Below are 25,981 nucleotides of genomic sequence, written 5' to 3'. Positions count from 1 at the left end.
CCTATTTTTTGCGGACAAACTTTCAAAAAAGGGGCGCTTAAAATGCGCCCCTTACTCTAATTGAGGCAAAAGAAATGGAACAAACACTCAATAATCGTATGCCATCACCCGCTTTCCGCCGTTTTCGGAAGATAATGAATTTTTTTAAGAAACCTCAAAACGTAATTTTACTAATTCTGGGTATCTTATTATCAATATTTACAATTGTTCCGATCGTTGCTATCGTTCGGGATGCGTTTGTCATACATACGGGAACAATTGAATCCGATAGTACGGGAAGAGTTGATGGGTACACGTTATGGAACTTTATTGACTTATTTACTGGTCCTCTTGCGAAGAAGAATTTATGGGTTCCACTGGGGAACACGTTAGCCATGAGCGTTATCGCTTGTTTTACGGCGCTTCTTTTTGGTGGACTGGTTGCCTATCTTATTACCCGAACAAACTTAAAATACAAGAAGTATATAAGTTCAATCTTTATTTTCCCATATATTATGCCGCAGTGGACCCTAGCGATGGTCTGGCGCAATTTATTTAATAGCGCAAGCGTAACTGGCGGTGCTGATGGCTTACTCGCGGCTCTTTTCAATATTCGTCTGCCTTTATGGTGGTGTTCGGGTCTTTTTCCAAGTGCCATTGTTTTAGGTTTGCACTATGCTCCGTTCGCTTACATCTTAATTGGGGGCATTTTTAAGAATATGGATGCGAACTTAGAAGAAGCCGCTACAATTTTGAATACTCCGCGCTGGAAAATATTCACGCGCGTAACTCTTCCGATGGTTAAACCGGCGATTCTTTCAACCATCCTCCTCGTCTTTAGCAGTGCGATGGGCTCTTATCCGGTTCCGCATTACTTAAATTTTACAACGATGGCTACTCGCTACGTGGAAATAAATGGTTCCCGCCCAGGAGCAAGCAGTATCATTGCCATAATTATGATGCTCATTGGCGTCGGAATTCTTCTTGTTAATCAGGCTTCAACCAGCGGTCGAAAACAATATACGACCGTTACCGGTAAGTCGGGTCAGGCGAGCAAGATTAACCTCGGAAAAATCGGAAAGTATGCCGTCGGTGTGGTGCTTATTGTGGCTACTTTCTTTACGAGTATATATCCGATCATATCCTTTACGATGGAGACCTTCCTCCCCAACCCCGGCGATTATAGTGGTTTCACTTTAAAGTGGTGGACCACTTCCAATGCGGGAGGCGAGAATGGACTTTACGGTAACTTGGGTATTCTTTACAACAAGGAAATATGGAATTCATTTTTAGGAACCTTGCGCGTGGCGTTTGTGGCCAGCATTCTAGCTGGAACCATCGGTTTTTTGGTCGGCTATGCCGTCAGCAAGAGCCGTAAGAGTAAATGGGCGGGATATGTGAACGGCATCGCCTTTTTACCCTATCTACTTCCTTCTTTAGCTGTCGGTGCCGCCTACTTTGTTATCGGACTGGAATTCTCAATTTGGGGAACTTATTTGCTATTCATTCTTGTTGGAACAATAAAATATATACCCTTCTCTAGCCGTTCATCGCTTAATGCAATGATGCAGATTAGTGGAGAAATTGAAGAAGCCGGAATTATTCAAAACATTCCTTGGTGGAAGCGAATGCTGAAGATTGTCGTTCCAATTCAAAAGACATCCATTATCAGTGGCTATCTCTTACCATTTATCACCGCCATGCGTGAGTTAACGTTATTTATGATGCTCGGTCCGATGGGAATGATTGTCACTACCATGCTCGATTATTACGATGAGATGGGATTATATGCCTTCTCAAGTGGTATTAACTTAATTCTTATTATTACAATTTTACTCTGTAACTGGCTGATTAATAAACTAACAGGAGCCAGTCTTGATAAGAGTATTGGAGGATAAAATATGCCAGAAATAAAACTTACTAATGTCAGCAAGCGTTGGGGTAATTACTATGCAGTTGACCATCTTGATTTGACAATTGAAAATAACTCATTTGTTACCCTTTTAGGCCCATCAGGCTGTGGCAAGACAACCACCTTACGAATGATTGCGGGTTTAGAAACGCCGACCGAAGGAAAAATCACTATCGGTGATCAGGTGGTATTTGATAGCGAACGAGAGATAAACGTTCCCGCGAGTAAACGACGCGTCGGATTTCTTTTTCAAAACTATGCTCTGTGGCCGAATATGACGGTCTATAACAATATTGCTTTTGGCCTTAAAAATATTAAAGAGACCCTACCTTTTATCGCCCATGATGCCAAAAAATGGGCTAAGTTCATCGCGATTCTATCTAAGCCTAAGGAACTGCTCAAAAACATCAATGACTGCAAAAATAAAAAAGGGCAGATTGATAACAAAAAAGTCCTGATAAAACTAATCGATAGTTATGAGATTTCCATGTCGTCGGCCAAAGAACTTTTTTCCTTAAAAATTCATCTTCTTGAAAATGCGGATTTAGAGTTAAAAACAGTCGATCTTTGCAGACGCTATCAAGCGAATATCGACAAAGTAAAAGCCAATCTGGCAAAAGAGGGAAAAGAACTTGACGAAACATTCGCAATTACGAAAAATGGCAATTTGCTTCTGAAAGAGCGAAAACTGGATAAAGAAGAAGTTGATCTTCGGGTACGCGCGGTAAGTCGAATTGTCAAAATCGGTGAGTTTATGGATCGCTATCCGAGTGAATTAAGCGGTGGTCAACAGCAACGAGTAGCCATCGCGCGTACATTGGCCCCGGAACCTAAAGTGCTGTTCATGGATGAACCCTTAAGCAATCTGGATGCCAAGTTACGGCTGGAAATGCGTTCCGAGTTACAACGGCTTCATCACGACACGAATGCGACATTTGTTTATGTCACGCATGACCAATTGGAGGCGATGACGCTGGCGACAAAAATCTGTCTTATTAACAACGGGGTCGTTCAGCAAGATGCCGCTCCCTTAGACATATATAAAAAGCCGGCCAATCTCTTTGTCGCCGACTTTGTGGGTAATCCTTCAATTAACTTCATCGAGGCTAAGGGGAGCCAAAAAGAAAATGGCTTTATTGACTTAGAAGTATTTTCAAAGCAGCACGTGAAATTTACGTTTGATAAACCTTTGGATTTAGCCTCGGTTCATAAAGATATCAAAAAGCAGGAAATGGATGCGAAAAGTAAAGATGAGGCAAACAAGAGCCAAAAGGGGTATGTTGAAAAGGGCAACAAGGATGTCAACTTCAAGTATCACATTGCAAAAGTTAACGACGAGGAAGTTGTTCAAGAGGATGAGAATATTACCGATGAGGATTATGTGGTGGGTATCCGGCCGGAATTTATTGATTTTAAAGCCGATGGTAAGTTTGAAGGAACTATTTATAGCGCCATGCCGGCTGGTATGGAAACCACGGTCAAAGTACAGGTGGGAGAATACCTTTTAACCGGCGTCATCTTCGGTGGCGTGGTCTATCATTTAGGAGAAAAGATGCGCTTTGATTTTAAGGGTCAAGAAATACTTCTCTTTGACCGCCATAGCGGACGATTAATCAGTCAAGGCAGATGTGATTTAATTTAATTTATCTTTAGAAAAGGTCTCTTTCGACAGAGACTTTTTTTATTGCATTTACCAATCATAAAAAGCGACTTTTTTCTAGATTATGATAGAATTAGGCTAAATAAGGAGCAAATAAATATGTATAAAATAGTTTTAGTTCGACACGGCGAAAGCGAATGGAATAAATTAAATTTATTTACGGGCTGGACGGATGTTGACTTATCCGATGTCGGAATAAAAGAAGCCAAGAATGCTGGAATTGTTCTTCAGACCAACGGGTATCAATTTGATTTATGCTTCACCTCGGTTTTGAAAAGAGCCATTCATACCGAGGAGTATATTTTAGACGCTTTAGATGAAAACTGGATTCCCGTAATTAAGACTTGGAAATTAAACGAACGCCACTACGGAGCCTTGCAGGGTTTAAATAAGGCGGAAACAGCCGCGAAGTATGGAGAGGCACAAGTGCAAATCTGGCGACGCTCGTTCGATGTGCGGCCACCCGAACTTGATCATGAGGCGGCCGAAAATTTGCATTTATTGCCCCAGTATCAGGCTGTTCCCTATGATCAGCTTCCCCTGGGGGAAAGTTTAAAAGATACGATAGCTCGGGTGGTGCCTTATTTTGAAGCAAAGATCAAGCCCGAGATAATAAACGGGAAGAAGGTTATTATTGTCGCCCATGGCAATTCGCTTCGGGCTTTAGTAAAATACTTTGAAAAACTTTCCGATGATGCCATCGCTGCCATTAATATTCCGACCGGAACTCCGCTGGTCTATGAATTGGATTCAGACTTTAACGTTCGCAGTAAATACTATCTTGGGGATGAAAAAGCGGTCGCTGAAAAAGAAAAAGCGGTTGCTAATCAGGGAAAAAAGATATAACTTTATGCTATAACGGAGGAAGATTCAATGGCATTTTACGCTTACTATTCGACCCCTCTTTCAGTTGATAAGCTTAATCGCATCGAAGAACCAATTCGGCTTTTTTCCTCGCGTGCAACGGCTTTACTGGAAGCGATTGGATATGCACATCCGACGATTAATGAAATAAGCGCTGATGTGATTGAATATCAAGAATCTTTTCCTAACGAATTTTTAAAATTATATCAAGGCAGAGGTTGTCGGATAAACAAAGTGCGATTAACCGAGAAAAATCAGAGCATATTAATGCCGGATAATGCCGTTGTTGAAAAAGAAGAAATAGCTGATATTCACTATGCACTTTCAAAGGAGATAGAAAAAGGAAAGATAGTTTTTAAAAGCTACTCTTCGCTTTCTAAACTCGAAGCCAAAAAAAATGAAATCGAAGTTGTGGGGCGAATATTAAAAAATAATTGGCATCGGAAGAAAACTTTGGAAGCGGCCTTTTATTATGCGCATTTTTCGCAGGCGATGGCCATCGCTAATCAAATGGATCCCAAAATATCTATCGGTAAGGAAGTGCTGGAAACCGAACGCCTACTTTTACGCGCCTTTCAAAACGAAGATCTGTCTGATTTATTTGCTTATGCCTCTAATCCGGAAGTGGGACCGCGAGCGGGTTGGGAGGCGCATAAGAGTCTAGATGAATCAAGAAAAATTCTCGATTTATTTATCAACGGAGACAAAACCTTTGCGATTGTGATGCGCGACACGGAAAGAGTTATCGGCTCAATTGGAATTGAGAAGCGCTCTTCTGATCTTGGTCAGGAATTCTACCGCGTTTCCTCAAAAGAGATCGGCTATGTTTTAGCCTATGAACATTGGGGTAAAGGTTTGATGCCAGAAGCGGTAAAAGAAGTCATAAAATGGTGCTTTGAAGAAAAAGGAATCGACATGCTCACCTGCGGACACTTCATAAGAAATAGTCAGTCGCAAAGGGTAATCGAAAAGTGCGGCTTCAGTTACTACAAAACGATCGAGTATCCAACCCAAAGCAACGGCATCGAAACAACAAAGCTTTATACATTAAGTAAGCGGGCGGGATAATATGCGAATTTTAAGAAAAGATAAAATAGGAATTGTTTTTAGTGGGGGCGGAGGAAAGGGAGCCTACGAGGCCGGAGTCTGGCAGGCGCTTCGCGAAAAGAAACTCGACCGGAACATCACCGGCGTGGCGGGGACTTCAATCGGAGGTTTGACCGCGATTCTTTTTGCGATGGATGATTTTGCTTCAGCGATGACTTTGTGGGAAGAAGCAAAAATTCAGGATAAAAATATGCCCTCCTTTCTTTCACTTCCCATTGCCAAAAACGTGGCCAAACGAGTCAGTGACAAGTTAACTCCCGAGGAAATGTATTCGGCTTTCGACAATTGGTTTCGGTCAAAGTTTTTGCGTTCCAAAAAGTTGGAACAGTTAATAAAAAGCCAGGTAGATAACGATGCTTTAAAAAAAAGTCCGCGCGTTTGCTTTGTTACTTGCCACGATTTGGTCCGCAAGGAAGTCGTTTATTATAATGTTTCGAAAATGGAGAAGGGCGACGATATCTATAAAGTCGTTCAGGCCACCGCCTCAATCCCGATTATTTTTCATCCGATAAAACTGGATAATCGACGCTTAGTCGATGGAGGAATCAGTGATAATACGCCGATTAAGCCGCTTTATGATGCCGGTTTTACAAAAATCATCGTTGTTAAACTCAAAAAAGAAAGCGATAACTATGACGAACTTTTTCCGAATGCAAAGATTTCTGTCCTTTATCCGAGCCAAGAGTTAGGCGGTTTTTTGGATGGTTCACTTAACTTTTATGCGTCATCAATTGATGAGAAGTGGTCGCAAGGTTATTTAGATATGCTGACTTTTATTAAAGAAAATCGAAAAATGTTCAAATGATATCGGGCAAAAAAGCACCTTTTTATCTAACTTTTTTCATTTGTAAATTTTGAAAGCGCTTTCTAATGGGCTATTTTTAAAAAAACAATTTTTTTTGTTGCAATAACCGATAGAATACACTTAAAAATTTATGGAGGGCATATTTTGAAAAAGAAATTTAGCAGTTTACTTCTTTTGGCGGCGTCACTACTTGTAGTTGCAAGTTGTGAAAAAGGTGGAACATCTAGTTCACCAAGTGACAGCGCCAGCGAATCGTTGTCGGAGAGTTTAGACGGAACTTCCTTATCAGAAGGAACTTCTGAAGTAGAACTTGTCGTCCCCGAAGCGGGTGAGACCTTTTCGGCTACCTGGCCATCAGCCGCGATCAATTCGGTTTTAGGCGGGGTTGAAGTGGTTGTGCCGGCGTTTTCTTCGCCATCGGGCTTTGCCTATTTGACGGTTGAAGATGATTCGGGCGACTATGTTTACATTCATACTTTATTTGACGAGACGGGTGAAGACGTATATTCGGCCGTTTTAACCGGTTCCGGATGGGCGGTCGATGATACCCAATATGATGATTATGGTTTAGTGGCGATTGACAGCACAGAATCTGTGGCTGTTCAGTTCTATCATTACGCGGGTGAAATCGTTTTTATGGTCTTCTTAGTCCCTGAGGAGGAAGAAGAACCAATTATTGAATCAGCCACGTGGCCAGCGGATGCCATCGTCGAATTACTTGGCAGTTCAGTTTCCGTTCCCGCCTATACGGGTGAAGGGCCTTTCTTTTATGCGGTTTTGGAAGACGATTTTGGAGAATATCTCATGGTTTATGCCGAGGCTGATTCAACGGCAAGTGAAGATGGTTATGTTACGCTCTTAGAGACGGCCGGATGGACAGTTGATGACAGTTATTATGATGATTATGGCTATTTTGCCGATGATGCCACCGAAAGTGTCGAAATTCAATTCTACTACTGGGATGGTATTATCGTCTTCTACATCTACGCTTTATAATTTGCAGTAAGAATAAGGATTAATCAAATTGATTAGTCCTTTTTTTATACCCAAAGGTTATAATACAAGCAAAGGAAAAATATATATGGATGTGGAAGAAGCGATGTTCAAGCGGCGAAGTGTTAGACAATTTACCGAAGAAAAAGTCGAGGAGCAACAAATAGATAAGCTCCTGCATTTCGCGATGAGCGGTCCCTCTGGCTTAAATCGGCAACCATGGGAATTCTATGTTGTAAGCGATGAAAACATCAATAATCAGATTATTGATGCCGGACGCTTTAGCAAACATCATAGTCCCCTAAAAATTATTGTCGCCGGCAATACGCAGCGGGCGCTGCCTTTGAAGATGAAGCAAATATGGATTCAAGATTGCTCAGCCGCGATTGAAAACATTTTACTTGGAGTTACCAGTATGGGGCTTGGGGCTTGCTGGGAAGGAGTTTATCCGCAAGAAAGATTTGTCGAACGAATTCGGAGTATATTGAATCTTCCTTCTCATATTATCCCCTTAGCGGTTCTATCCATCGGGCATCCTAAAAACGAAGTTGTCCCGCGGGATCAATATAACAAAAAATACGTTCATTTTGTGGGTGAAGAAAATGAAACTGACTAAGCGCGTGGTTTTAACAACCAGCATATCAGTAGCGGCCGGTGTTACCCTTGTACTGGCAAGCTTGGCTTTATTGCTGCCGCGCTCATTATCGTCTTTAATCAATCGTAAAGAAATAAGTGCCATCACTTATGTTAATGGTCAGGGAGAATATTTTCTTCCAAGTGAAGCCTACGATGATTTTTTTGTCAGTATTAAGAAAATAAAATTCCAGGTTCAATACGGTCCGACCTGTAATTGTATTAGCTCATATAGTCTGAAACTATATTATATGGACGGTAGCGAAGGATGGATAAACGGATATTACTATAATCTTAATCTTTTTAGCAACCAGGCAGCGACAGCAATCAAATTTGTGCAGGGTGATATATCGAATCTTGAACGCTTTTTTATTCTATAGAAGGCACAATATATCTTTATAAACTATTTATTAAAGCAACGCTTGCTTATTAATGATTACCGATAGATTATTTTCACTAAATAATTGAAAATTGTATATAATGGGTCTATGAAAAAAGAAAAAAGTTGCGGAGCGGTTTTATACTTTCGTAGTAAAGATAGAATCTTGTTTCTTATCGAGAAAATGAACAAGGGGCATTACGCCTTGGTAAAGGGTCACGTTGAAGGTGAAGAAACGGAAGTAGAGACGGCATTAAGGGAGATAAAAGAAGAAACCGGTCTTGATGCGAAAATTGATACTTCCTTTCGGCTTGAAACGGAGTATGCTCCCGCAATTGGAGTCATGAAAAAAGTGGTTTATTTTATCGGTGAACTTATGAGCCAAGAGGCGATTCCTCAAGTTGAAGAAGTAAAAGAGATTTTATTTTTGCCTTTTGCGGAGGCGTATTCGATATTGACTTATGAAAACGATAAAAGCATTTTAAAAGCCGCGGCCGGATATATGGATGAGAGCGAATAAATAAAAATGATGGCATTACGGTTTTTTAAAAGAAAGACTTTAATTGAGGCAACGTTATTATTGCCTTTATTGATTGGTGGCTGCTCATCAAAAATTGACGGGCCATCTTTTTCGGGAGCGAAAATAACGCTTGATGCCAACAGTTATGGCGTCAGTGAGAATATTGAAATACCTAGTAACGAAGAATTTGACCAAAAACGGACGGCTAAAGAATCATTTATTCTTTATTATTACAATGCATTATGCCCTCATTGTGTTCAGTTTTCGCCTATTGTTGAAGCTTTTTCCCGTCAAGAGCAAATCGCTATTTATAAGCTTTCTTCCTCGCTGGTTGATTATAGTGATTACATTGGAAAAGTGTCGCCTCAAATTCCCAGTATCATCATATTTTCTCAAGGTGAATTGCTATCCCGGCTTGATCCGGTAGCAGAAGAAGATGAAGTATATTATCAAAATGTAATGAATTTCCAAGTTTGGATATATACTTTTGTTACTAAAAAACCTTAATTTTTTTGACTAAAAATATTGTTTTTAAATAATAAAAGCCGAAAAAAGCCAATATTTTTCTTATTGTGTTTTTTTCTTGCTTAACAAAAAAGTAAATAATGGTAAAATATGGCTAGGAAGTTACACAAAATGGAACCTATATTTATCAAAAAGCCCTCTTTTGCCGTCATCGGAAAAGAAGGCTCAACCATCGACGGAGACGGATTCGTTGAGAATCTATGGCAGTCAATGAATGTTGATTTCGACAAGATTTTTCGTTTAGTCAAAACCGATGAAAAAGGAAATACGGCCGGTATTTGGGGACTGATGAGCAACTTTGATCGCTCACTTAAGCCGTGGACGGATTTTAAAGACGGACTTTATTTAGCGGGAGCGGAAGTTGAGTTAGATGTCGAACCTCCCTCCGGCTGGAAAAAATGGATTGTCCCAAGCGCAGAATATCTTGGCTTTAAGGTGGAAAATAATTATCAAGACACATTTAAAAAAGGACTTGATTATTTAAAAGCTCATAATTTCTCACTGGTGATGGCGGTTTTTGATTTTCACAAAATGGATGAAAATGGTCAATTATATATCATGTTTCCCGTTTCAATTATCGCCTAATTAACCGCATATTTATCGTGGTATTGCATTTTTAAATTCAAGAACTGCTCCAACTCCATCAGTACATGATATAGATGGGCCCGCTTTTCAAATTCATCCCGCGTAGTGGGCAAATTTTCATCGCGAAAACGCATTAAAAGCTTGTTTAATTCTTCCTTTAAAAAGGCGGCATAGTTTTCTTCACCGATATTTCCTTCAAATGTCGACAAATAATCGAGGATCATTTCCTTTTCCCTGATGCGGTCGACACCGTCAAGCGTGGCCGCGATCCGTTTTAAAATCGAAATCTGCTCTTTGCGCATGGCTAGATAATCTTGGCGGCGAAGGGCATAGGGAAACAGATGATTTTCGATATCCTGAATAAGATTTTTTTCGGCTTGCAACAGGTAATTATCGATTTGCTGAAAATCAACCTTCCGACTATGCGCGACCTGAACTAGAAGGTCATTGAGTTTTTGATCGACCATTTTAATGGTGCTCTGCACCTGTTTTTTGAGCGGAGGGGTGATTAAATTTAAGGCAAAGGCGATAGCTACCGATACGAGAACAATATATAAGGCATTGTAAACTTTTGTTGGATCTTGATTTATATATAGATGCGAAATAACAACCAGCGATGATGGCAACCCCTTTTCTATATTTAAAAGAAAACTCAAGGGAATAAAAATAATCACAAGCAGGGCAAGAGTATACACGTTGATGTTTAGTAAAGAGAAGATAGCTACTGCCAGTAAGAGGCCAATTGTCGCATCTATGAGCCGCTTTAAGGAATTAAGAAAGGTTGGTTTGCGACTAACTTCAAGATTTAAAACCACAAAAACCCCGGCGGTATAGTAATAATCAAGATGCAGGAGGTCGGCGATGATAACACCGAGTAAAAAACCTATTATCATCTTGAAGAGCAAAAACAATTTAATTTTCATATGTCTCCTCCTGGATTAATTATATTTTTTTATAAGAAATTCACCAAGCAAAATGGTTTATAAGCATTTAGATTCTCAATTGCCTGCTTTTGGTTATAATAGTAGTGGAAGCAAGGTAGCGTGTATGCAAAGATATCGTTGTTTGGTTTGTGGTCAAATACTTGATCGTCCAGATTTTTGCATCTACTGCGGTGCAGGACGCGACCAAATCGTTCCACTGGAAACGAACGCTAAAAGTGATAAGAAATTACGTTATAAGTGTCTCGTTTGCGGAGCGATTATCGATAATCCTGACCATTGCCCGGTTTGTGGGGCAACCAGCGACCGAATTGTTTTACTTGAGGAGGATAATTAAACATTATGGCTGAAGGAAAAAAGTATCGTTGTCTAGTCTGCGGAGCAATCATTGATAATCCCGACTATTGTCCATTCTGTGGAGCAACTAGCGAGAATATTGTTCCCTATGACGAAGAAGAAGATAAGTAACAATTAGGGGTTTCGTTATCGGAACCCTTTTTGTTTACGCAAAATAGTGATAGAATAACGCAAACAAGCAAAAAAGAGGTAAAAAAGATGAAAATTCGCTTTATCAACGCGCGTCTGCTTACGATGAACCAAAACGAAAATGTTACTTTTGGCGAACTGGAAGTAACCGATAATCATATTTCATATATTGGAGAAGAACGCAAGAACATCAATATTGAATTCGATCGCCAAATTGATTGCCAGGGTAACGTGTTGATGCCGGGCTTCAAAAACGCCCATACGCATAGTGCGATGACTTTCCTGCGCTCGTTTGCCGATGATCTTCCTTTGGAGGATTGGCTGCATAAGGCGGTATTTCCCGCCGAAGCCCACCTGACAAAAGGAGATGAGTATCATCTTTCCAAAGTTGCGATTGCCGAGTATCTTACGAGCGGAATAACCGCCGCATTTGATATGTATTATAATCCATTAGAAACGGCTCGTGCTGCCAGCGACTGCGGTTTTCGCATGGTGTGTCTTGGCACGGTGACTTCATTTCGCGAATCCGTGGATGATATGGTATCCGCTTATCGAATTATCAATGGTAGCAAAAATAGCCTGGTAACTTACCGGTTGGGTTTCCACTCGATTTATACGACGACCCGGGAAATATTAGCGGAATTATCCAAGGCGGCGCATAAACTTAAAACGCCAATATTTACGCACACTTCGGAAACGGAAGTTGAAGTAAGAAATTCTTTGGAAAAGAATCATCTCACTCCGCCGGCCTATATTGAGAGTCTGGGTCTATATGACTACGGCGGCGGTGGTTTTCATTGCGTGCATATGCAAGACGAAGATTTTGAAATCTTTAAGCGGCATAAATTATATGTGGTTACCAACCCGAGCAGCAATACAAAATTAGCCAGTGGAATACCCGAAATTCAAAGAATGATCGATGAAGATATCCCCGTTGCCATCGGAACGGACGGTCCAGCCTCGGGAAACTGTCTTGATTTTTTCCGGGAGATGTTTTTGGTCACGGGTCTTGGCAAATTAAAGACGAAAGATGCCTCGGCGGTAAAAGCAACCGATGTGATCAAAATGGCAACCGTCAACGGTGCCTTAGCCATGGGATTGGATGATGCCGATGTTCTCGCCGTTAATAAGAAAGCGGACATTATCATGATTGATCTGCATCAACCCAACATGCAGCCGATTAATAATATCGTCGATAATATCGTTTATAGTGGCTCAAAACAAAATGTTAAGCTGACGATGATCAATGGGAAGATACTATATGAGGACAATAAGTTTTTTCTCGATGAAAGCATCGAGGAAATATATCGTAAAGCGCAGGAAATAACTGACCGAATAAAACGGGATATGAGGCATGATTAAAGAGTATTGGTGGGAGAAGAGTGGTTTAGACTCGGATGAACTACACCGCATTGAAAAAGAAGCCCGCTATGAGAACTTAGAGGCCTTATTAGCTTTGGCCAGTTTTTATCATCGCGGGGCATATAACTATCCGCAGGATGATAAAAAAGCAATGCGCTATATGGATGAAGCGATGGCTAAGCACTATCCACAGGCCTTTTATATGTATGCGGAATGGCTTTTGGAACAGCCCAGCCTAAATGAAGGCGTCTACTATAAGGCGCTGAAGTTTTTCGAACGTTCCGCTAATCTCGGTTACGGGCGAGCCATGGCTAGAATCGGGCATTTCTTTCTCTATGGTTTGGGGGTGAAAGTCGATTATGTTCAAGCAGAAAAATGGCTTTTAGCCGCTAAATCGCATTTTGCAATTGATGATTTAACCACGCTTGGAAAGCACTATCGCGAACTAAATCGGGATAAAGATGCCGAAAATGTTCTTTTGGCAGCGCAAGAATATCAAAATTTTCTTTAGAAAAGGGGTTTACTCTTTACATATTTAGTAAAATATTTAAAAATAGTACCGTGGTAAAATTATGGATATAAAATTTGACGAGAAGTTTTCAACTCTTGAAAGCAGTCGCTTAAAATCTTATGAAGATTATAAAAAGAAAATGAAGGTCGGGATAATTCTTATTGTTATCGGAGCACTTCTGTTGATAATCGGCTTTTTTGCTTATGGAAATTCGCCTATTGCCTCCGTCCTAGTATTTATCGGAATTCCTCTGGTGGTGGTAGGGTCAGTTTTCTCCGGTATGGCCGCGAAAATTAATTCCGATTATTCCAAAAAGATTAAACTGACACTGCTTGAGAAGATTATCGATGAAGTATACGGAAAAGCCATTTACCGGATGAACTCGCACATTGAAATCAATCAGATGATGAAAACCGGCCTATACTCGCGTCCCGATCGCTATCGGGGAGAAGATTATATAAGCGGCACCTTTGAAAATGTCAGTTTCGAGACCAGTGAAGTAACGCTTGAGCGCCGAGTTCAGCATACGGACGGCAAGGGACATACCTACACCACATATGAAGCTTATTTTTCCGGACAATATTATGTATTTCGGTTTCCGCGCGTTTTTAATCAGACAATCACCATTCGCGAGGGCTTTAATCTTTCTCTCTTCAATATGGATGGTCTTAAGAAGATCGAAACGGAGAGTATGGCCTTTAATAAGAAATTCAGTACGCGCGCTAATGATGAGCAATTCTTCTTTTATATTATGACCCCCTTATTTATGGAGCGCCTGATGCAAATTGAGGCGGGAAATAAAGGCTCAATCGCGGTGTATTTACATGAGAATGAATTGCATATTGGTCTGGACTCGCGTAAAAACAAACTGGAATTTTCGATTAAGTCGCCTCTGACCAAGGAAGGGTTAGCCCCGATTATTAATGATGTTTCATTTATGGCCCGAACGATAGATGATTTGCGTTTATCGTCGAATAAATTTCAATTACCTGAAGGAGGTATTTAAGAATGAGTGACCCACTAAAGATTATCTTAGCTGTTGTTGGTGTTATTTTGGTTTTGCTCTTGTTCTTCGCTATTTGGTACATTTCCGTACTCAATGATTTAAGAAGAATGAAAGTAAAGATTGATGAGAGTGAATCATCAATCGATGTGGCTTTAACCAAGAGATTTGATCTATTGACAAAAATGGTCTCGGCGACCAAAGGCTACGCCAAGCATGAGCAGGAAACACTTGAAAAAGTTGTTGCTATGCGGCAACCGGGAAGCACGGCTTCAATCAAGGAAAAGAGTGAGTTTGCCAATGAAATTACCCGCGGACTTAATTCCTTAAATGTCGTCGTCGAACAATATCCGGATTTAAAAGCAAATACGACCTTTTTGAAATTGCAGGATGCCAGTATGGAAGTTGAAGAAAATCTTCAAGCCGCTAGACGTTTTTACAATTCCAATGTGCGTATTTATAACCAAAAAGTAGTTGTGTTCCCTTCAAACTTCGTTGCTAAGCGGCGGGGATTTGTCGAACGTGACTTCTTTGAAGCGGAAGAAGCCAAACGGGCCGATGTTAAATTCGATTTCTAAGTGTTGATAACAACCGACAAAAGTAAAGGCCCAATCGGGCCTTTTTCTTTTTATAATCCTTGCATATATTTTTGATTGTGCTATTATATACAAGCGTAATCGCGGGGTAGAGCAGTTTGGTAGCTCGTCGGGCCCATAACCCGGAGGTCGGAAGTTCAAATCTTCCCCCCGCAACCAATAAAAATTAACACCCTTCGGGGTGTTTTTTATATTCCCTAACAGAATCCTTATGATTATTTTATTATCTTGCTAGAACCCTAACAGTAATTTTTTTATATATACCTTTTTATTGTCATTTTATAAGATATATCTTCAAAATTTAGTTGCCACTTGCTTTTTTTCTAATTCTTCACTCCGGTGTATTGAAGTCGCTCACGTAAATAGATATAATTCTTACTAGGAGGATTATGAAAATGGATGATAAGTTATATGAAAAATTAAAAGGGTCTAAAACCGAAAAAAACTTGCATGAAGCTTTTGCTGGTGAGTCAATGGCCACGAACAAATACTTCTATTATGCTGGCGTTGCCAAGAAGGCAGGTTATGAACAAATTGCCGATTTATTCTTAGAGACCAGTGGAAATGAGCGTGAACACGCTGAATTATGGTTTAAGTATCTTCACGGAGGAACCAAAGGCATTATGCCCGATGTCTTAGAAGATGCGGCTGCTGGTGAACATTACGAATGGACGGATATGTATGATCGGTTTGCTAAAGATGCTGAAGCGGAGGGCTTTTTAGAGATTGCTGCTAAGTTTAAAGGTGTAGCGGCGATTGAAAAGATTCATGAGGAACGCTACCGGAAACTCGCTTCCAACATTAAGGAAGGCATTGTTTTTGTTCGCGATGACGTCGTCGTTTGGAAATGCCGGGTTTGTGGCAATATCCATGTCGGCAAGTCCGCTCCAAAAATTTGCCCGGTTTGCGGTCACGAACAATCCTATCAAGAATTGCGCGCTACCAACTGGTAATTAAAAAATGCACACCCTTGTTTAAAGCGAGGGTGTGTTTTTTTATTGACTAAATCGGTAATTTTGCCGGATATCGGTTTAAACGTTCTTCAATTAAAAAAGATTTCATTCAAACAAGTTTTTCAATGAAAATTAGGCTTGATTTTTGCTGGCTATTCATAGATAATATAAAAGCGCAATTGCACTGGACTAGTGGTGTAGCGGTTAACATGTCTCCCTGTCACGGAGAAGATCGAGGGTTCGATTCCCTTCTAGTCCGCCATGATTGTGGCCCGGTAGCTCAGCTGGTAGAGCAACGGACTGAAAATCCGTGTGTCGCCGGTTCAACCCCGGCTTGGGCCACCATCCCAGCGCTTAAACGAACCAATTGTTGGTTCGTTTTTTTCTTTTCGGATAATATCCTCTTTCATTTCAACAAAAGTGACAACATCACTATTGCTCACATCAAAGGACATATAAATTATTACTTTATCGTTAAAACAATATATTGAGTTAATAAAATAATCTACAGCATTTCTGGTAATTTTTTCTTTATCTTTGAATAAATCATTTATCCAAGATTTTAAAAAAATCTTATCATATACTTTTCTATTTTCTAGAATATTTATCTTTTCGATTTGACTATCAATGTTTTTAATTTTATCACTTAGTACAATCGACTCTTCGTTCAGTCGCTCTTTAATTACACTGCTTGCATCCAAATAATTTGAAACAATTTTATCAAGTTGACTTTCTAATCTTTTTTTCTCTTGCTTTAATGAGGTTAAACTCGTTTCATTAAGCTTATTCTTAAAACTCTTAATAATTTCATCTATGACATAATCCAATGTTTTATCTTGCGTCACATAATCTATAACGTGATTTAAAACACAATCTTCTATAAAGTCCTTTCTAATAGGCTTCAGTTCACACTTATTGCTTTTGCACTTGTAATATCTATACTTATTACCATTTTGTGAAGAGCCTGACATCCCTGTAAGATTCATACCGCAATAGCCGCAGAATATTTTTCCTGTCAAAAAATATTCTGCACCTTTATTTCTCGGATTGGGTTTTGTACGCTGCATTTTTCTCTCTCTTTCTCTTTTGGCTTGATCAAATAAATCATCACCAATTATTCTTGGAAACATATCAGTAATTATATTATTGGAAAAAGGATCTCGATATAATCCAACATACTTTGTATTCTTTATTAAATCACTTATGGTGCTTGCTTTAAATTTTCTTCCCCGGTTTGTTATTCCATTAGAGTGTAAAAGGTATATAATATCTTTTATTTTTCTTGCATTTGCATATTCAGTAAAAATTTTTTTTACAATTTCTGCTTCTGAATAATCAATAGAGTACTTTTTATCAATAACTTTATATCCAAGCGGTGTTCTACCACCGATTGTCTTTTTTTTAATTAAATTTTCTTTCATTCCTCTAACTGTTTTTTGAGCCAAATCTCTGCTATAAAATTCTGCGGCAGTATCTAAAATACCTTCCATAAACAAATCAGATGGCCTGTTGGTTATTTCTGGTTCTGTCGCTGATAGCAATCTAACTCCATTGTTTCTCAATATAAACTTATTATTCATTGAGTCTCGTCTATTTCTAGCAAAGCGGTCATACTGATAGACTATTACAACTTCAAAAAGATTCTTACTTGAATCCTTTATCATTCTTTGAAACTCTAGTCTATTATCATTTGTTCCACTAGCCGCACGATCTATATAATTGTTTACAATTTTAAAATCATTTTCTTTCGCAAAAAGATTGCAAATTCTTAGTTGGCCTTCAATTGATTGTTCGCTTTGTTTGCTTGACGAAAAACGAGCATAAATAACAGCTTTAATCATTGTCGCTATTAATATTGCTTTCTTGTAACTTTTGAAGCTGCAATAGATCTCTTACATATTTATCAACTTTATCTTTGTTTTCTGATGTAAGCTGATTATAGAAACGAATAATAGGTGTATCATCAAGCGCACTACCTTGCTCAACTGTACCATTAACTAAATAAAAAGGTGTCGTCTTTAGTGCATCCGCAAGTGGCAACAAAACTTCATAAGACATTTTTTTTATGGAATCCGTCTCGTATCTATAAATAGTGGATCTATCAACATCTAAAATTTTCGCCAACCTTTCTATCGACATATTTATAGCAATTCTTCTTTCTCTTATTCTTTTTCCTATACTTACTGAACTATTATTTTTCATAATTTTATTATATCTAATTGTTGCATATTTGCAATTATTTTCGCGTATTTGCATTATAAGTATTGACTATTGCATACTCGCAACATAATATAATAGTGCATATATGCAACATAGGGAGAAAGCAAAAAATGGATGAAAAGGCATTAAAAGTTCTTTTGGCAAAGAAGGGAACAACTATTAAAGATGTTTGCGTGGCTATAAAAATGGATCCAAGCACCTTTTATAGAAAAATAGGAAAAAGCGGAAAAAGTTTTACTGTAGGTGAAGTTCAGGAAATATCATATTTTCTTAAAATGAGTGATAAAGAATTTATGAGTATTTTTTTTGAAAATAGTATTGCGAGTATGCAACATGGCAAATAATGAGCATGAGCACCAAATCTTAAAACTTTTTGCATCTTTTCTTTTTGAAAAATTATTAGAAGACACAGATGCTCTGAATAAAGTTACAAAAAGCAAAAATGAAGAGGGCAAAAAATGACAAAGTATTATTATTGGACTAAAACGAAGGCTGATTTTTGGAACACTCCAGAAACGAAAGCCTTACTGTCGGAATCTAATGGATCCGATTACATTGTAATATATTTAATGCTAATTTCATTAACTATAAATTCCAACGGAATTTTAGTTGAAAAAGTGGGAGAAATTGAGAGAAATTTTACTCTCGATTTTATTCAAAGAGAATGCAAATTCTTTTCGCTTTCAACAGTTAAAAAAGCGTTAAGTTTACTACAAAAAATAAAACTCATCCAAAAAGATGAAAAAGGCTTTTTGTCAATCACAGATTATAAAAATCTTGTTGGTCATGAAACCGATGCGGCTATGAGAATGAGAAAGTCACGCACAAATGCGCGTAACAGCGTTACAACAAAAGAGTGTAACAATGTTACCGCGGACGGGTGTAACAATGTTACACAAGAGATTAGAGATATAGAGAATAAAGATATAGATAACTCACTACGTTCGTTATCTTTAAAGAATGATAAAACTGATAAAACTGATAAAACTGATAAAACGGGCGTCGCTATTGCGCCCCCGAACTTTTTTAAACATGTTTTAACGGCGTTCTTGGTCAAGGAAAAATACATAGAAGCGGACGACATTGACATCCCTCTTTATGATGAATTCTTTTTTAAACTGCAAAAAAAATATACTTACCAAAATATAGTAACCGCGCTTAGATATTTTGTTTCGGTTTCAAGTGATAAAAAAATTCAAGATAAATTCCATTACCTTGAACAATCGGTTGTCGAAGCTCTTCAGAGAGACTATTCAATCACTATGAACGATATTTTGAATAAGGGCGAATCGCTTTTTGAACCTGATTACTATACCAAGATCCTTATTGATGAAGGATTTATAAAAGTCGATGATCTTGACATACCGCTTTTTAACAATCTTCTAAATCCACTTTTTATGCAAACAAATAATCTGCAAGGCCGCGAAGAGGTGAAACAGCATCTTATTGATTTTGCCCGCTCCTCTAAAAGGTCGGAAAAAAATAAGTTAATGGCCTTGAAGAACTTTCTTTTGCAAATCTATCCGGCTAATTACCTGGAGGTCTCAAAATGATTAGAAAAAAAATATTGCAAGAATTTTTCCTTGCCAAGATGAACGGGAAGAAAAATTGGGAGTTAAGAAAAGAAGACGATTGTGTGTTTAAAGCGGGCGATATTATTCAATACGATGAAGTTAACCCGCAAGGATTATTAACCGGACGCTACATGATTGCCCGAATAGTCTATGTTTTCCATGGCCCATTTCCTGGACTGGACGCATCATATTGCATTTACTCCGATCAACTTATAGAAGACGAAGGATGTGATAAAAATGCTTAAAGGAAGATCGCAGAAACTTTACGAACTGCTTAAACGGCAAAATAAAGCCGTTTGGCTGTCACAAGAGGAGATAAGCAAGATTATACCTGAATATCATTTTTACCCGCTTACGGTGGGTGGAACCAACAAATGCGCGGCGATTGGTAACGATGTTCAAGCAATCAACAATGATCCTGATGTGACGGAAGTGATAATCACAAGAGTCTATCACTATAAAATTGCCACTTTAGATGAAGCGCGAGCATATCTTATCCGACTTAATCAAATTATCAAAAAACGTGCGCACCGTGCGAACGCGATTGAAATAAAAATCAAGAGAAAAGAGGAACTAAATGAAGTTAAAAACATACGTTAAACGAGAAGATGGAACATGTTTAGATTGTTCTTTTAACAAAGACGGCAATCTCTATGTTATTGAAAAAATTGTTGTTCAACGAGGCATGCAAAATCAAAAAGCCAATGAAGTCATAATTTTTGGCATTCCCAAAAATAAGATAGAAAGTTATTTAAGAAATACAAAATCACGAATCGTTTTAAGAACCGAAATCGAAGGAGAAATCAAGAATGTTTAAAATCAACAACATAAAAGAAATCCTGTATGAATACAATTTTGAGCTTGTCGATTCCTATAATTCTTCAAATGCCTTCTGCGGATATTCAATAAAAGAAATCGACATTGAATTAACGGCAGGAATCATCTACCAATCAGGAGTTCCCGAGATTATCCTGGAAATCTTGAAGAAGCAAAAAGAAACACCGAGATTAAAAAAATATGTTTTTAATCCAATTCGTGAAGATGAATTGGCAATAGTTAAGGGCTTTTATAAGGCGTTCAGAAAAGAGGGCATTCGCAAAAAGCGCCTGAAATGTCGACAGTTAGATTTATTCGCTGCGGTTGCCGATTATGAAACAAACATTGAAAGGGAAAAGATATGAAAAAAAAGAAAACCAGTAAGGATTACATTCAAGATCTAGCAAACGAAATCATAATGAAGCTCAAAAGTTTAATTAAGGAAAATGACGAGTTAATTGATAGCGCCAAAAAAAGAGCAGCGATTGATAAGAAATTCTCCGATTATGACAAAGGTTATCTCGACAGCCTGATACAAACGCAAAAAGCAATCGAGGATCTAATGCCATGATGATCGCTTTACTTATAGTCCTAGGAATTATTGTTCTATTCGTTTTAGTTGGCGTATTAAGTTGTCTTCGTCTTTCCGGGTTAATATCCCAGGATGAAGAGAAAAGAGAAGTAGAAAATGACAAAAACGCGAATCGTATTTAACGGCTGGAATCGAAGTAAATCTCCAGCTGTTAAATCGAAAATTCAAATCGTGGGGTTAATCCAAAAAGAGACAGAGAAAATGATTGTTATTTTGGGCCACACTGAAGACGAAAAAATCGATTGTGTTTTTAACATAAAAAAATCAAACATTACCGAAAGAGAGGACAAAATTAAATGACATATGAAGAGGCTAAAAAATTAAAGAATGGACAATATATCCAAGTCAATGTTTGCGGAGAGTGGGTAGATGCACTCTTCGTCCTTTATACGACGTTCTTTCAAAATGATATTGGAATTTATGCGGTTCATATGGAGTTTGACACTACTCTTTGGGAACCGACTGGTATTTATGGAACTAAAAACTATTTTGCTTTAGACGAAGTAAGACTTCCAAAAGGAATAATTAAATGCAAAAAATAATCAAAGATACAAATTATCTAATTACTACATCTGGAACTATTGTTGATCATAATGGAAAAGAGCAGAGACTTTGTGACGATGGACGCGGCTATTTAAAATTTAATATCAAAAAAACGGATGGCACAAAGAGATCTGTTAAGGTTCATCGCCTAGTAGCACAAGCTTTTATTCCTAATCCAGATAACTTGCCAGTGGTTAACCATATCAATGGCGATAAATATGATAATCGCGTTGAAAATCTCGAATGGACTTCGATCAAAGGCAACACAAATCACGCTTTAAATCTACATGGTGGAAAATTTCCAACCATGCAAATAGCGGTCATTGGCAAACGCGGTCAAATAAAAAGTGTCTTCAGTTCAATTGGACTTTGCGCGAAGGCACTTGAATTAGATTATCGTGGTTTGCGCTCCGCCATTGAGAAAAAAACACGATACAAAGGACATTTATTTGTCCCTTGTGCAATTAAAATCGAAAGGTTAGGGAAATGAAATGGTCAAAACAACCAAAATTAGCGTTGAAATTTTAAAGAAAACAGCGACTGGGCTTGTTATCCCCCTCGATGAAGGGGAAGAATGGGATTTGGTTTATGCTCGTCTATATAGGCGCGTGAAAAATAAGAATATTCTCGAATTATCCGATGGAACTACCCTTATTGATGTTTCCGGGCGCTGCAAAGGCCAAAACTACATTATGTATATTACAGCAAAAAGGCTAAGCAGTTACCAGGCTAAACTGCTTCAAAATTGAGGTGTAAATGATGAAATGTAAATATTGCAAATTATGCAAAAGCAAAAAATGTATAACAATCTCCCCGGGAATTTGCTCGCAAATGGCGATTAAAGAAAAGATTGTTTTTGAAAGTAAGGTGACCGGAATAAAGGCTCACATTATTTTCGATTCAACTTTAAACTCGACTTTTACCTTAGAATACAATCTATTTTCAAAAGATCCTTTTAATAAAGAAACAAGAATATTTAATATCTCTCACTGGAACTTTCTAAACTATTACCAGTTAGCGAAAGGAAATTTATGACTAAAAATGTATTGGATCCTTGCTGCGGTGGAAAAATGTTCTATTTCGACAAATCAGATTCTCGCGTTTTATTTTGCGATATTCGTGATATAGAAACGACTTTATGCGATGGTAGGCAATTCGCTGTCAAACCCGATATGATTGTTAATTTTGCGGATATGCCCTTTAAAAGCAATGAATTTAAATTAGTTGTTTTTGATCCACCACATTTAACGAGAAATACAGGCAATCGCAAATCTAATATTGAATATGGAACACTGCATCCTACTGGTTATCAGCAAATAAAATACGGATCTCTTTACGGAGACTGGCGTGAAATGTTAAAAAAGGGTTTTAGCGAATGCTTTCGAGTTCTTGAACCGGGGGGGAATTTTAATTTTTAAGTGGAATGAGACTGATATAAAGGTCAGTGAAATTCTTAAATTAACAAATGAAAAACCTCTTTTTGGTAATAGGAGCGGTAAGCGTTCTTTAACTCATTGGATAGTTTTTATGAAAGGAAGTGATTAACTTGAAAAATCTAGCAGCTGATGAATCTAAGACTTTTTTAACTCGCTATAAAACTTTTTCTAATATTGATGAACATATTTCTAGAAATGTTTATCAGCAAGTTAGTAAATTTTCTTACGAATATCCACAACTCGGATCTATTATTTACAATCGCTATATTCTTGGTTACGATTGGAAAAAAGTGGCCTCAAGCTTATATTTATCTACTGATAGAGTTAAGCATTTGCACGCTGAAGCTCTAATAAAATTTAGACCTTATATTTCCTAAATTTATAGATTTTAATCTATATAAATGTTAATAACCATATCCATCGAAAAAAAAGAAAAAAGCGCCATTTACGCAGTAATGGCGCGCTTTTTTTTCGCTATTACGTGTATTAACTATGTTTACCTATAAAAGACAGCACTTTTCAGCACTCGCACCTGTGCTAATGTGAAATTAAAGATAAAGGAAAGGAGACAGACCATGGGCAATCAGACGTTTAAACCAATCAAAGACTTTACAGAAGATGAATTAAACAATCTTCCCATGGCCGATCTCCAGGTCATTGAAGAACGCAAAAATGGAGTTAACCACTACCTAGCCACTTTCAACATCGGTCCTATGAATATCATCATCCCAATGAAACGCGACGATGCCGAACTAATAGCTTCATCTATCGCACTCGACTACGTTCCTAAACGGATGAAAGCGGCATTGCACATCCGGCTCACAAAAGGTATCCGCAGGAAAGGCTATCATGCAGGTCAAGAAATGAAGTATCTAGTTGAAATTGTTGTTGCCGGGACCTTTACCGCGAGCACTTATCTCTCGGATAAGCAAAAGTTCACAATCTCCCGGTATCAAGACCTGGATGAGTTGTTTATTGATGTTGATCACAAGGATAAACTCACCGACCAACAACGACTTATCATTGATGGCATTGATGAGGGTAATACAAAATCATGATGGAAGAGATTAAAAATGAAAAAGGCATATCCAAGATTACCCGGATACGATTGATTCTAATTGTCGCATTGGGAGTTCTTGGAGCGCTGATCATATTCTTTAATTTAAACAACCTGTTCAATTGGTTTGAAATTCTACCCGCGATTAAGGAGCATTTATGAAACGAAAAAATGAAAGCGATGTTGGAACAATATACTATGTTGATCCTCGTCACCTGGTTACGCCACAAAACTGGTCAAACTATGTTAAGACGAAAGGAGTAAAGGCTAGTAATAGTCGGCCAGTTGCGGTTGTTAAAACTGTCACTCAGTACGCTCAAATCTCTGAAATCACTAGCAAAGCAACTAGCAAACAAATTGCCAGTAAGCAAAGAGTTCCATTAACTAAGACTTATCCGAATAGGAAAAAAGATAGCTATATTAACACAGAAGTAGTTTCTAAAAGCCAATTGACAAATAGTCGATTTAAAGTAGGAGAACATCCATTGGATGTAGTAAACAAAGCAAAAAAAAGAATTCATTCTGATGATTTGAAAGAGTACTATAAGGCGCGAAAATCAAGGGGATGGAAATAAAAAAAGAGTTCATCGTAATCGATGAACTCATCGCTAGCATAATTGTTAGCGGAACTTATCTCTAGCACACAGGCTAGCTCTAATCTAGCGCGAAGCTAGCTTCAGACCGCACAAGATATTACTATCCGGGGTCATCTATATTAAATCAAATGTTTAAAAATTTGTCAAGAAAGGAGAAATCACATGACAAAAAAAGTAAAGCCTATTGCAGCAAAGAAAGGAGACAAAATGACAAAAAAGAGAAAGCCGGCAATCAAAATCAAGTCTACTGCAAAATCAAAAACAAAATCGAACATTTCTAATTTCGAAAACAAAAAAAATGATATTACTATCGAAGCGGCCGAAGGACGCAAAAAAGCTAATGAGCAGCTTAAAGGATGGGAAAGTTACTATAAAGATTTATATCCAAAAAATTGGAAATCTAAAATGCTTAATGAGGTTGTAGATCCAAGTATTTCTAATTCAAAGACCTCCTCAACTGCCCCAACAAAAAGTCACCTTCAGACAAGGATAAGAGCGTGGCTAAAATCTTATAACAATGCTTTTAAACAGTATAAGAAAAAATTATTGCTTCAAAAAAATGAAAGGAAAAAATAATATGTCAAAAAAACAAAGTAGTGCAAAAGTATTCGCCGTTTCTCTGCTTGTCGGAGTCCTTTTAATCGGGCTTGCTGGTGGTGCGAAAGTGTTAAATGATAAGTATCATTGGACAGATATATTTGACTCATCTAGCGAAACGACAAGCGATACCACGAGCGATGATTCATCTAGTGAGAATACTAGCGAGGTTACTGACTTGCATCCATTTCCGACTACAGTCTATACATTAATGTCATTAGGTGGCGAAAGCGAAGCATGGACGGCCGCCTTCACATTAGATTTTGATGCCGCTAACAAACAAGCCGAGGTATCAGCATCCACGTATAAGTCGTGGACAGCAAATTTTAATGCAACCGCTGTTGTTGATTCAGCAGTTGGTCAAGAGCAGTTAACATTAAGTAGTAACTGGTCGAGATACGATGGGCTAGAAGGTCCGTTAAAGCTTGGTTGGGCATCATCGGCGCCAAGTAACATGGATATTCCAGAATTTGCTGATGGAGCAACATATTATAGTTATTTAATATGTGAATTCGCGGTTGGCGGTGCACAAAATATATCAATTTCGCTCGATACAACATCTGCAGAAGATTTAATAACTTATGCGCGAACGGCAGATAGCGCCTGGCAGGTCTATTCTGAAGAAATGCCAGCCTCTACACCGACACAATTTGCCTTTGTTTTTAGGGGCAATGCCCTCTCTAGTTCAAACTCAATAAATTCAATCGCGATACAACTATCGAGAGAGGATTAACAA

The 25,981-nt window shown here is 38.3% G+C and carries 39 protein-coding genes, 3 tRNA genes and 1 pseudogene; 40 read left to right on the top strand and 3 right to left on the bottom strand.

The window, feature by feature from the left end; all coding sequences use genetic code 11:
* The first annotated feature begins 74 nt into the window (after positions 1-74).
* The 11 genes from PKC96_05960 to PKC96_05910 all read left to right on the top strand — a co-directional run bounded on the left by PKC96_05960 (position 75) and on the right by PKC96_05910 (position 9,962).
* Positions 75-1,877, top strand: a complete 1,803-nt coding sequence (locus tag PKC96_05960; protein ID HMM00866.1) for an iron ABC transporter permease — start codon at positions 75-77, stop codon at positions 1,875-1,877.
* A gap of 3 nt (positions 1,878-1,880) precedes the next feature.
* Positions 1,881-3,533 carry an ABC transporter ATP-binding protein gene (locus PKC96_05955; GenBank protein ID HMM00865.1) on the top strand — a complete coding sequence of 551 codons (1,653 nt, stop codon included), beginning with the start codon at positions 1,881-1,883 and terminating at the stop codon, positions 3,531-3,533.
* Between the two features lie 117 nt (positions 3,534-3,650).
* Positions 3,651-4,397 (top strand): 2,3-diphosphoglycerate-dependent phosphoglycerate mutase, encoded by a 747-nt coding sequence (gene gpmA / locus PKC96_05950; protein ID HMM00864.1) that lies wholly within the window; start codon positions 3,651-3,653, stop codon positions 4,395-4,397.
* Positions 4,398-4,424: 27 nt separating this feature from the next.
* Positions 4,425-5,483, top strand: a complete 1,059-nt coding sequence (locus tag PKC96_05945; protein ID HMM00863.1) for a GNAT family N-acetyltransferase — start codon at positions 4,425-4,427, stop codon at positions 5,481-5,483.
* A 1-nt stretch (position 5,484) separates the two neighbouring features.
* On the top strand, positions 5,485-6,327 hold the full coding sequence (locus PKC96_05940) for a patatin-like phospholipase family protein (protein ID HMM00862.1): 843 nt from the start codon (positions 5,485-5,487) through the stop codon (positions 6,325-6,327).
* A gap of 144 nt (positions 6,328-6,471) precedes the next feature.
* Positions 6,472-7,323, top strand: coding sequence for a hypothetical protein (locus tag PKC96_05935; GenBank protein ID HMM00861.1), 852 nt, complete (start codon positions 6,472-6,474; stop codon positions 7,321-7,323).
* A gap of 85 nt (positions 7,324-7,408) precedes the next feature.
* The gene (locus PKC96_05930; protein HMM00860.1) at positions 7,409-7,936 is read left to right on the top strand and encodes a nitroreductase family protein; all 528 of its coding nucleotides are present in this window, start codon (positions 7,409-7,411) and stop codon (positions 7,934-7,936) included.
* Complete coding sequence (locus PKC96_05925; protein ID HMM00859.1) at positions 7,923-8,333, top strand: hypothetical protein; 411 nt, start codon at positions 7,923-7,925, stop codon at positions 8,331-8,333. The genes PKC96_05930 and PKC96_05925 overlap by 14 nt, the downstream gene beginning before the upstream one ends.
* A 108-nt stretch (positions 8,334-8,441) precedes the next feature.
* Positions 8,442-8,852 carry an NUDIX domain-containing protein gene (locus tag PKC96_05920; GenBank protein HMM00858.1) on the top strand — a complete coding sequence of 137 codons (411 nt, stop codon included), beginning with the start codon at positions 8,442-8,444 and terminating at the stop codon, positions 8,850-8,852.
* 6 nt (positions 8,853-8,858) lie between these two features.
* Positions 8,859-9,359 (top strand): thioredoxin family protein, encoded by a 501-nt coding sequence (locus tag PKC96_05915; GenBank protein HMM00857.1) that lies wholly within the window; start codon positions 8,859-8,861, stop codon positions 9,357-9,359.
* Positions 9,360-9,488: 129 nt separating this feature from the next.
* The gene (locus PKC96_05910; GenBank protein ID HMM00856.1) at positions 9,489-9,962 is read left to right on the top strand and encodes a GyrI-like domain-containing protein; all 474 of its coding nucleotides are present in this window, start codon (positions 9,489-9,491) and stop codon (positions 9,960-9,962) included.
* Here PKC96_05910 and PKC96_05905 read toward each other — a convergent pair.
* A complete protein-coding gene (locus PKC96_05905) occupies positions 9,959-10,885 on the bottom strand; it encodes an aromatic acid exporter family protein (GenBank protein ID HMM00855.1) in 927 nt (308 codons plus the stop codon). The two genes, PKC96_05910 and PKC96_05905, sit on opposite strands and share 4 nt — an antisense overlap.
* 124 nt (positions 10,886-11,009) lie before the next feature.
* Here PKC96_05905 and PKC96_05900 point away from each other — a divergent pair, with 124 nt between their 5' ends.
* The 10 genes from PKC96_05900 to PKC96_05855 all read left to right on the top strand — a co-directional run bounded on the left by PKC96_05900 (position 11,010) and on the right by PKC96_05855 (position 16,159).
* On the top strand, positions 11,010-11,240 hold the full coding sequence (locus tag PKC96_05900) for a hypothetical protein (protein HMM00854.1): 231 nt from the start codon (positions 11,010-11,012) through the stop codon (positions 11,238-11,240).
* A 5-nt stretch (positions 11,241-11,245) separates the two neighbouring features.
* Positions 11,246-11,371 (top strand): hypothetical protein, encoded by a 126-nt coding sequence (locus PKC96_05895; protein HMM00853.1) that lies wholly within the window; start codon positions 11,246-11,248, stop codon positions 11,369-11,371.
* A gap of 87 nt (positions 11,372-11,458) precedes the next feature.
* Positions 11,459-12,751, top strand: a complete 1,293-nt coding sequence (locus PKC96_05890; GenBank protein HMM00852.1) for an amidohydrolase — start codon at positions 11,459-11,461, stop codon at positions 12,749-12,751.
* Entirely contained in the window at positions 12,744-13,262 is a 519-nt protein-coding gene (locus tag PKC96_05885; GenBank protein HMM00851.1) for a hypothetical protein, read from the top strand. The genes PKC96_05890 and PKC96_05885 overlap by 8 nt, the downstream gene beginning before the upstream one ends.
* A 61-nt stretch (positions 13,263-13,323) precedes the next feature.
* Positions 13,324-14,268: a DUF3137 domain-containing protein gene (locus PKC96_05880; protein HMM00850.1), complete on the top strand. Its 945-nt coding sequence runs from the start codon at positions 13,324-13,326 to the stop codon at positions 14,266-14,268.
* Between the two features lie 2 nt (positions 14,269-14,270).
* Positions 14,271-14,843 carry a LemA family protein gene (locus tag PKC96_05875; protein HMM00849.1) on the top strand — a complete coding sequence of 191 codons (573 nt, stop codon included), beginning with the start codon at positions 14,271-14,273 and terminating at the stop codon, positions 14,841-14,843.
* 100 nt (positions 14,844-14,943) lie between these two features.
* Positions 14,944-15,020, top strand: a tRNA-Met gene (locus PKC96_05870).
* Positions 15,021-15,256: 236 nt separating this feature from the next.
* Complete coding sequence (locus tag PKC96_05865) at positions 15,257-15,814, top strand: rubrerythrin family protein (protein ID HMM00848.1); 558 nt, start codon at positions 15,257-15,259, stop codon at positions 15,812-15,814.
* Between the two features lie 186 nt (positions 15,815-16,000).
* Positions 16,001-16,076 (top strand) — tRNA-Asp (locus tag PKC96_05860).
* Positions 16,077-16,083: 7 nt separating this feature from the next.
* Positions 16,084-16,159, top strand: a tRNA-Phe gene (locus PKC96_05855).
* Here PKC96_05855 and PKC96_05850 read toward each other — a convergent pair.
* Together PKC96_05850 and PKC96_05845 are read right to left on the bottom strand one after the other, a co-directional pair.
* Positions 16,138-17,655, bottom strand: coding sequence for a recombinase family protein (locus tag PKC96_05850; GenBank protein ID HMM00847.1), 1,518 nt, complete (start codon positions 17,653-17,655; stop codon positions 16,138-16,140). The two genes, PKC96_05855 and PKC96_05850, sit on opposite strands and share 22 nt — an antisense overlap.
* Positions 17,648-18,016 carry a helix-turn-helix transcriptional regulator gene (locus PKC96_05845; GenBank protein HMM00846.1) on the bottom strand — a complete coding sequence of 123 codons (369 nt, stop codon included), beginning with the start codon at positions 18,014-18,016 and terminating at the stop codon, positions 17,648-17,650. The genes PKC96_05850 and PKC96_05845 overlap by 8 nt, the downstream gene beginning before the upstream one ends.
* 128 nt (positions 18,017-18,144) lie before the next feature.
* Between PKC96_05845 and PKC96_05840 the strand changes: the two genes are divergently transcribed.
* The 19 genes and pseudogenes from PKC96_05840 (at position 18,145) to PKC96_05750 (ending at position 25,978) form a co-directional block, all read left to right on the top strand.
* Positions 18,145-18,378: an XRE family transcriptional regulator gene (locus tag PKC96_05840; GenBank protein ID HMM00845.1), complete on the top strand. Its 234-nt coding sequence runs from the start codon at positions 18,145-18,147 to the stop codon at positions 18,376-18,378.
* Positions 18,368-18,496, top strand: a complete 129-nt coding sequence (locus PKC96_05835) for a hypothetical protein (protein HMM00844.1) — start codon at positions 18,368-18,370, stop codon at positions 18,494-18,496. Before PKC96_05840 ends, PKC96_05835 begins: the two co-directional genes overlap by 11 nt.
* Positions 18,493-19,587: a phage replisome organizer N-terminal domain-containing protein gene (locus PKC96_05830; protein HMM00843.1), complete on the top strand. Its 1,095-nt coding sequence runs from the start codon at positions 18,493-18,495 to the stop codon at positions 19,585-19,587. Before PKC96_05835 ends, PKC96_05830 begins: the two co-directional genes overlap by 4 nt.
* Positions 19,584-19,853, top strand: a complete 270-nt coding sequence (locus PKC96_05825) for a DUF3850 domain-containing protein (GenBank protein ID HMM00842.1) — start codon at positions 19,584-19,586, stop codon at positions 19,851-19,853. Before PKC96_05830 ends, PKC96_05825 begins: the two co-directional genes overlap by 4 nt.
* On the top strand, positions 19,846-20,208 hold the full coding sequence (locus tag PKC96_05820) for a hypothetical protein (GenBank protein HMM00841.1): 363 nt from the start codon (positions 19,846-19,848) through the stop codon (positions 20,206-20,208). The genes PKC96_05825 and PKC96_05820 overlap by 8 nt, the downstream gene beginning before the upstream one ends.
* Entirely contained in the window at positions 20,186-20,425 is a 240-nt protein-coding gene (locus tag PKC96_05815) for a hypothetical protein (GenBank protein HMM00840.1), read from the top strand. Before PKC96_05820 ends, PKC96_05815 begins: the two co-directional genes overlap by 23 nt.
* On the top strand, positions 20,418-20,789 hold the full coding sequence (locus PKC96_05810; protein ID HMM00839.1) for a hypothetical protein: 372 nt from the start codon (positions 20,418-20,420) through the stop codon (positions 20,787-20,789). The genes PKC96_05815 and PKC96_05810 overlap by 8 nt, the downstream gene beginning before the upstream one ends.
* Positions 20,786-20,995: a hypothetical protein gene (locus PKC96_05805; protein HMM00838.1), complete on the top strand. Its 210-nt coding sequence runs from the start codon at positions 20,786-20,788 to the stop codon at positions 20,993-20,995. The genes PKC96_05810 and PKC96_05805 overlap by 4 nt, the downstream gene beginning before the upstream one ends.
* A gap of 117 nt (positions 20,996-21,112) precedes the next feature.
* Positions 21,113-21,316, top strand: a complete 204-nt coding sequence (locus PKC96_05800) for a hypothetical protein (GenBank protein HMM00837.1) — start codon at positions 21,113-21,115, stop codon at positions 21,314-21,316.
* Positions 21,313-21,558: a hypothetical protein gene (locus PKC96_05795; GenBank protein ID HMM00836.1), complete on the top strand. Its 246-nt coding sequence runs from the start codon at positions 21,313-21,315 to the stop codon at positions 21,556-21,558. The genes PKC96_05800 and PKC96_05795 overlap by 4 nt, the downstream gene beginning before the upstream one ends.
* On the top strand, positions 21,546-22,049 hold the full coding sequence (locus PKC96_05790; GenBank protein HMM00835.1) for an HNH endonuclease: 504 nt from the start codon (positions 21,546-21,548) through the stop codon (positions 22,047-22,049). The genes PKC96_05795 and PKC96_05790 overlap by 13 nt, the downstream gene beginning before the upstream one ends.
* A gap of 1 nt (position 22,050) precedes the next feature.
* Complete coding sequence (locus PKC96_05785) at positions 22,051-22,308, top strand: hypothetical protein (protein ID HMM00834.1); 258 nt, start codon at positions 22,051-22,053, stop codon at positions 22,306-22,308.
* 282 nt (positions 22,309-22,590) lie between these two features.
* Positions 22,591-23,104, top strand: a pseudogene (locus tag PKC96_05780) (SAM-dependent methyltransferase).
* Position 23,105: 1 nt separating this feature from the next.
* Positions 23,106-23,372: a hypothetical protein gene (locus PKC96_05775; protein HMM00833.1), complete on the top strand. Its 267-nt coding sequence runs from the start codon at positions 23,106-23,108 to the stop codon at positions 23,370-23,372.
* A gap of 198 nt (positions 23,373-23,570) precedes the next feature.
* Positions 23,571-24,053 (top strand): hypothetical protein, encoded by a 483-nt coding sequence (locus PKC96_05770; GenBank protein ID HMM00832.1) that lies wholly within the window; start codon positions 23,571-23,573, stop codon positions 24,051-24,053.
* Complete coding sequence (locus PKC96_05765) at positions 24,050-24,214, top strand: hypothetical protein (GenBank protein ID HMM00831.1); 165 nt, start codon at positions 24,050-24,052, stop codon at positions 24,212-24,214. Before PKC96_05770 ends, PKC96_05765 begins: the two co-directional genes overlap by 4 nt.
* The gene (locus PKC96_05760) at positions 24,211-24,627 is read left to right on the top strand and encodes a hypothetical protein (GenBank protein ID HMM00830.1); all 417 of its coding nucleotides are present in this window, start codon (positions 24,211-24,213) and stop codon (positions 24,625-24,627) included. Before PKC96_05765 ends, PKC96_05760 begins: the two co-directional genes overlap by 4 nt.
* A 183-nt stretch (positions 24,628-24,810) precedes the next feature.
* Positions 24,811-25,224 carry a hypothetical protein gene (locus PKC96_05755; protein HMM00829.1) on the top strand — a complete coding sequence of 138 codons (414 nt, stop codon included), beginning with the start codon at positions 24,811-24,813 and terminating at the stop codon, positions 25,222-25,224.
* A gap of 1 nt (position 25,225) precedes the next feature.
* A complete protein-coding gene (locus PKC96_05750; protein ID HMM00828.1) occupies positions 25,226-25,978 on the top strand; it encodes a hypothetical protein in 753 nt (250 codons plus the stop codon).
* Positions 25,979-25,981: the final 3 nt, after the last annotated feature.

The organism is Bacilli bacterium (assembly GCA_035326105.1).
In the GTDB taxonomy this organism is placed as follows: Bacteria; Bacillota_I; Bacilli_A; order RFN20; family CAG-826; genus UBA7706.
Note: the sequence above shows the minus strand (reverse complement) of the source record. Positions and strands in the feature narration are given on the sequence as shown.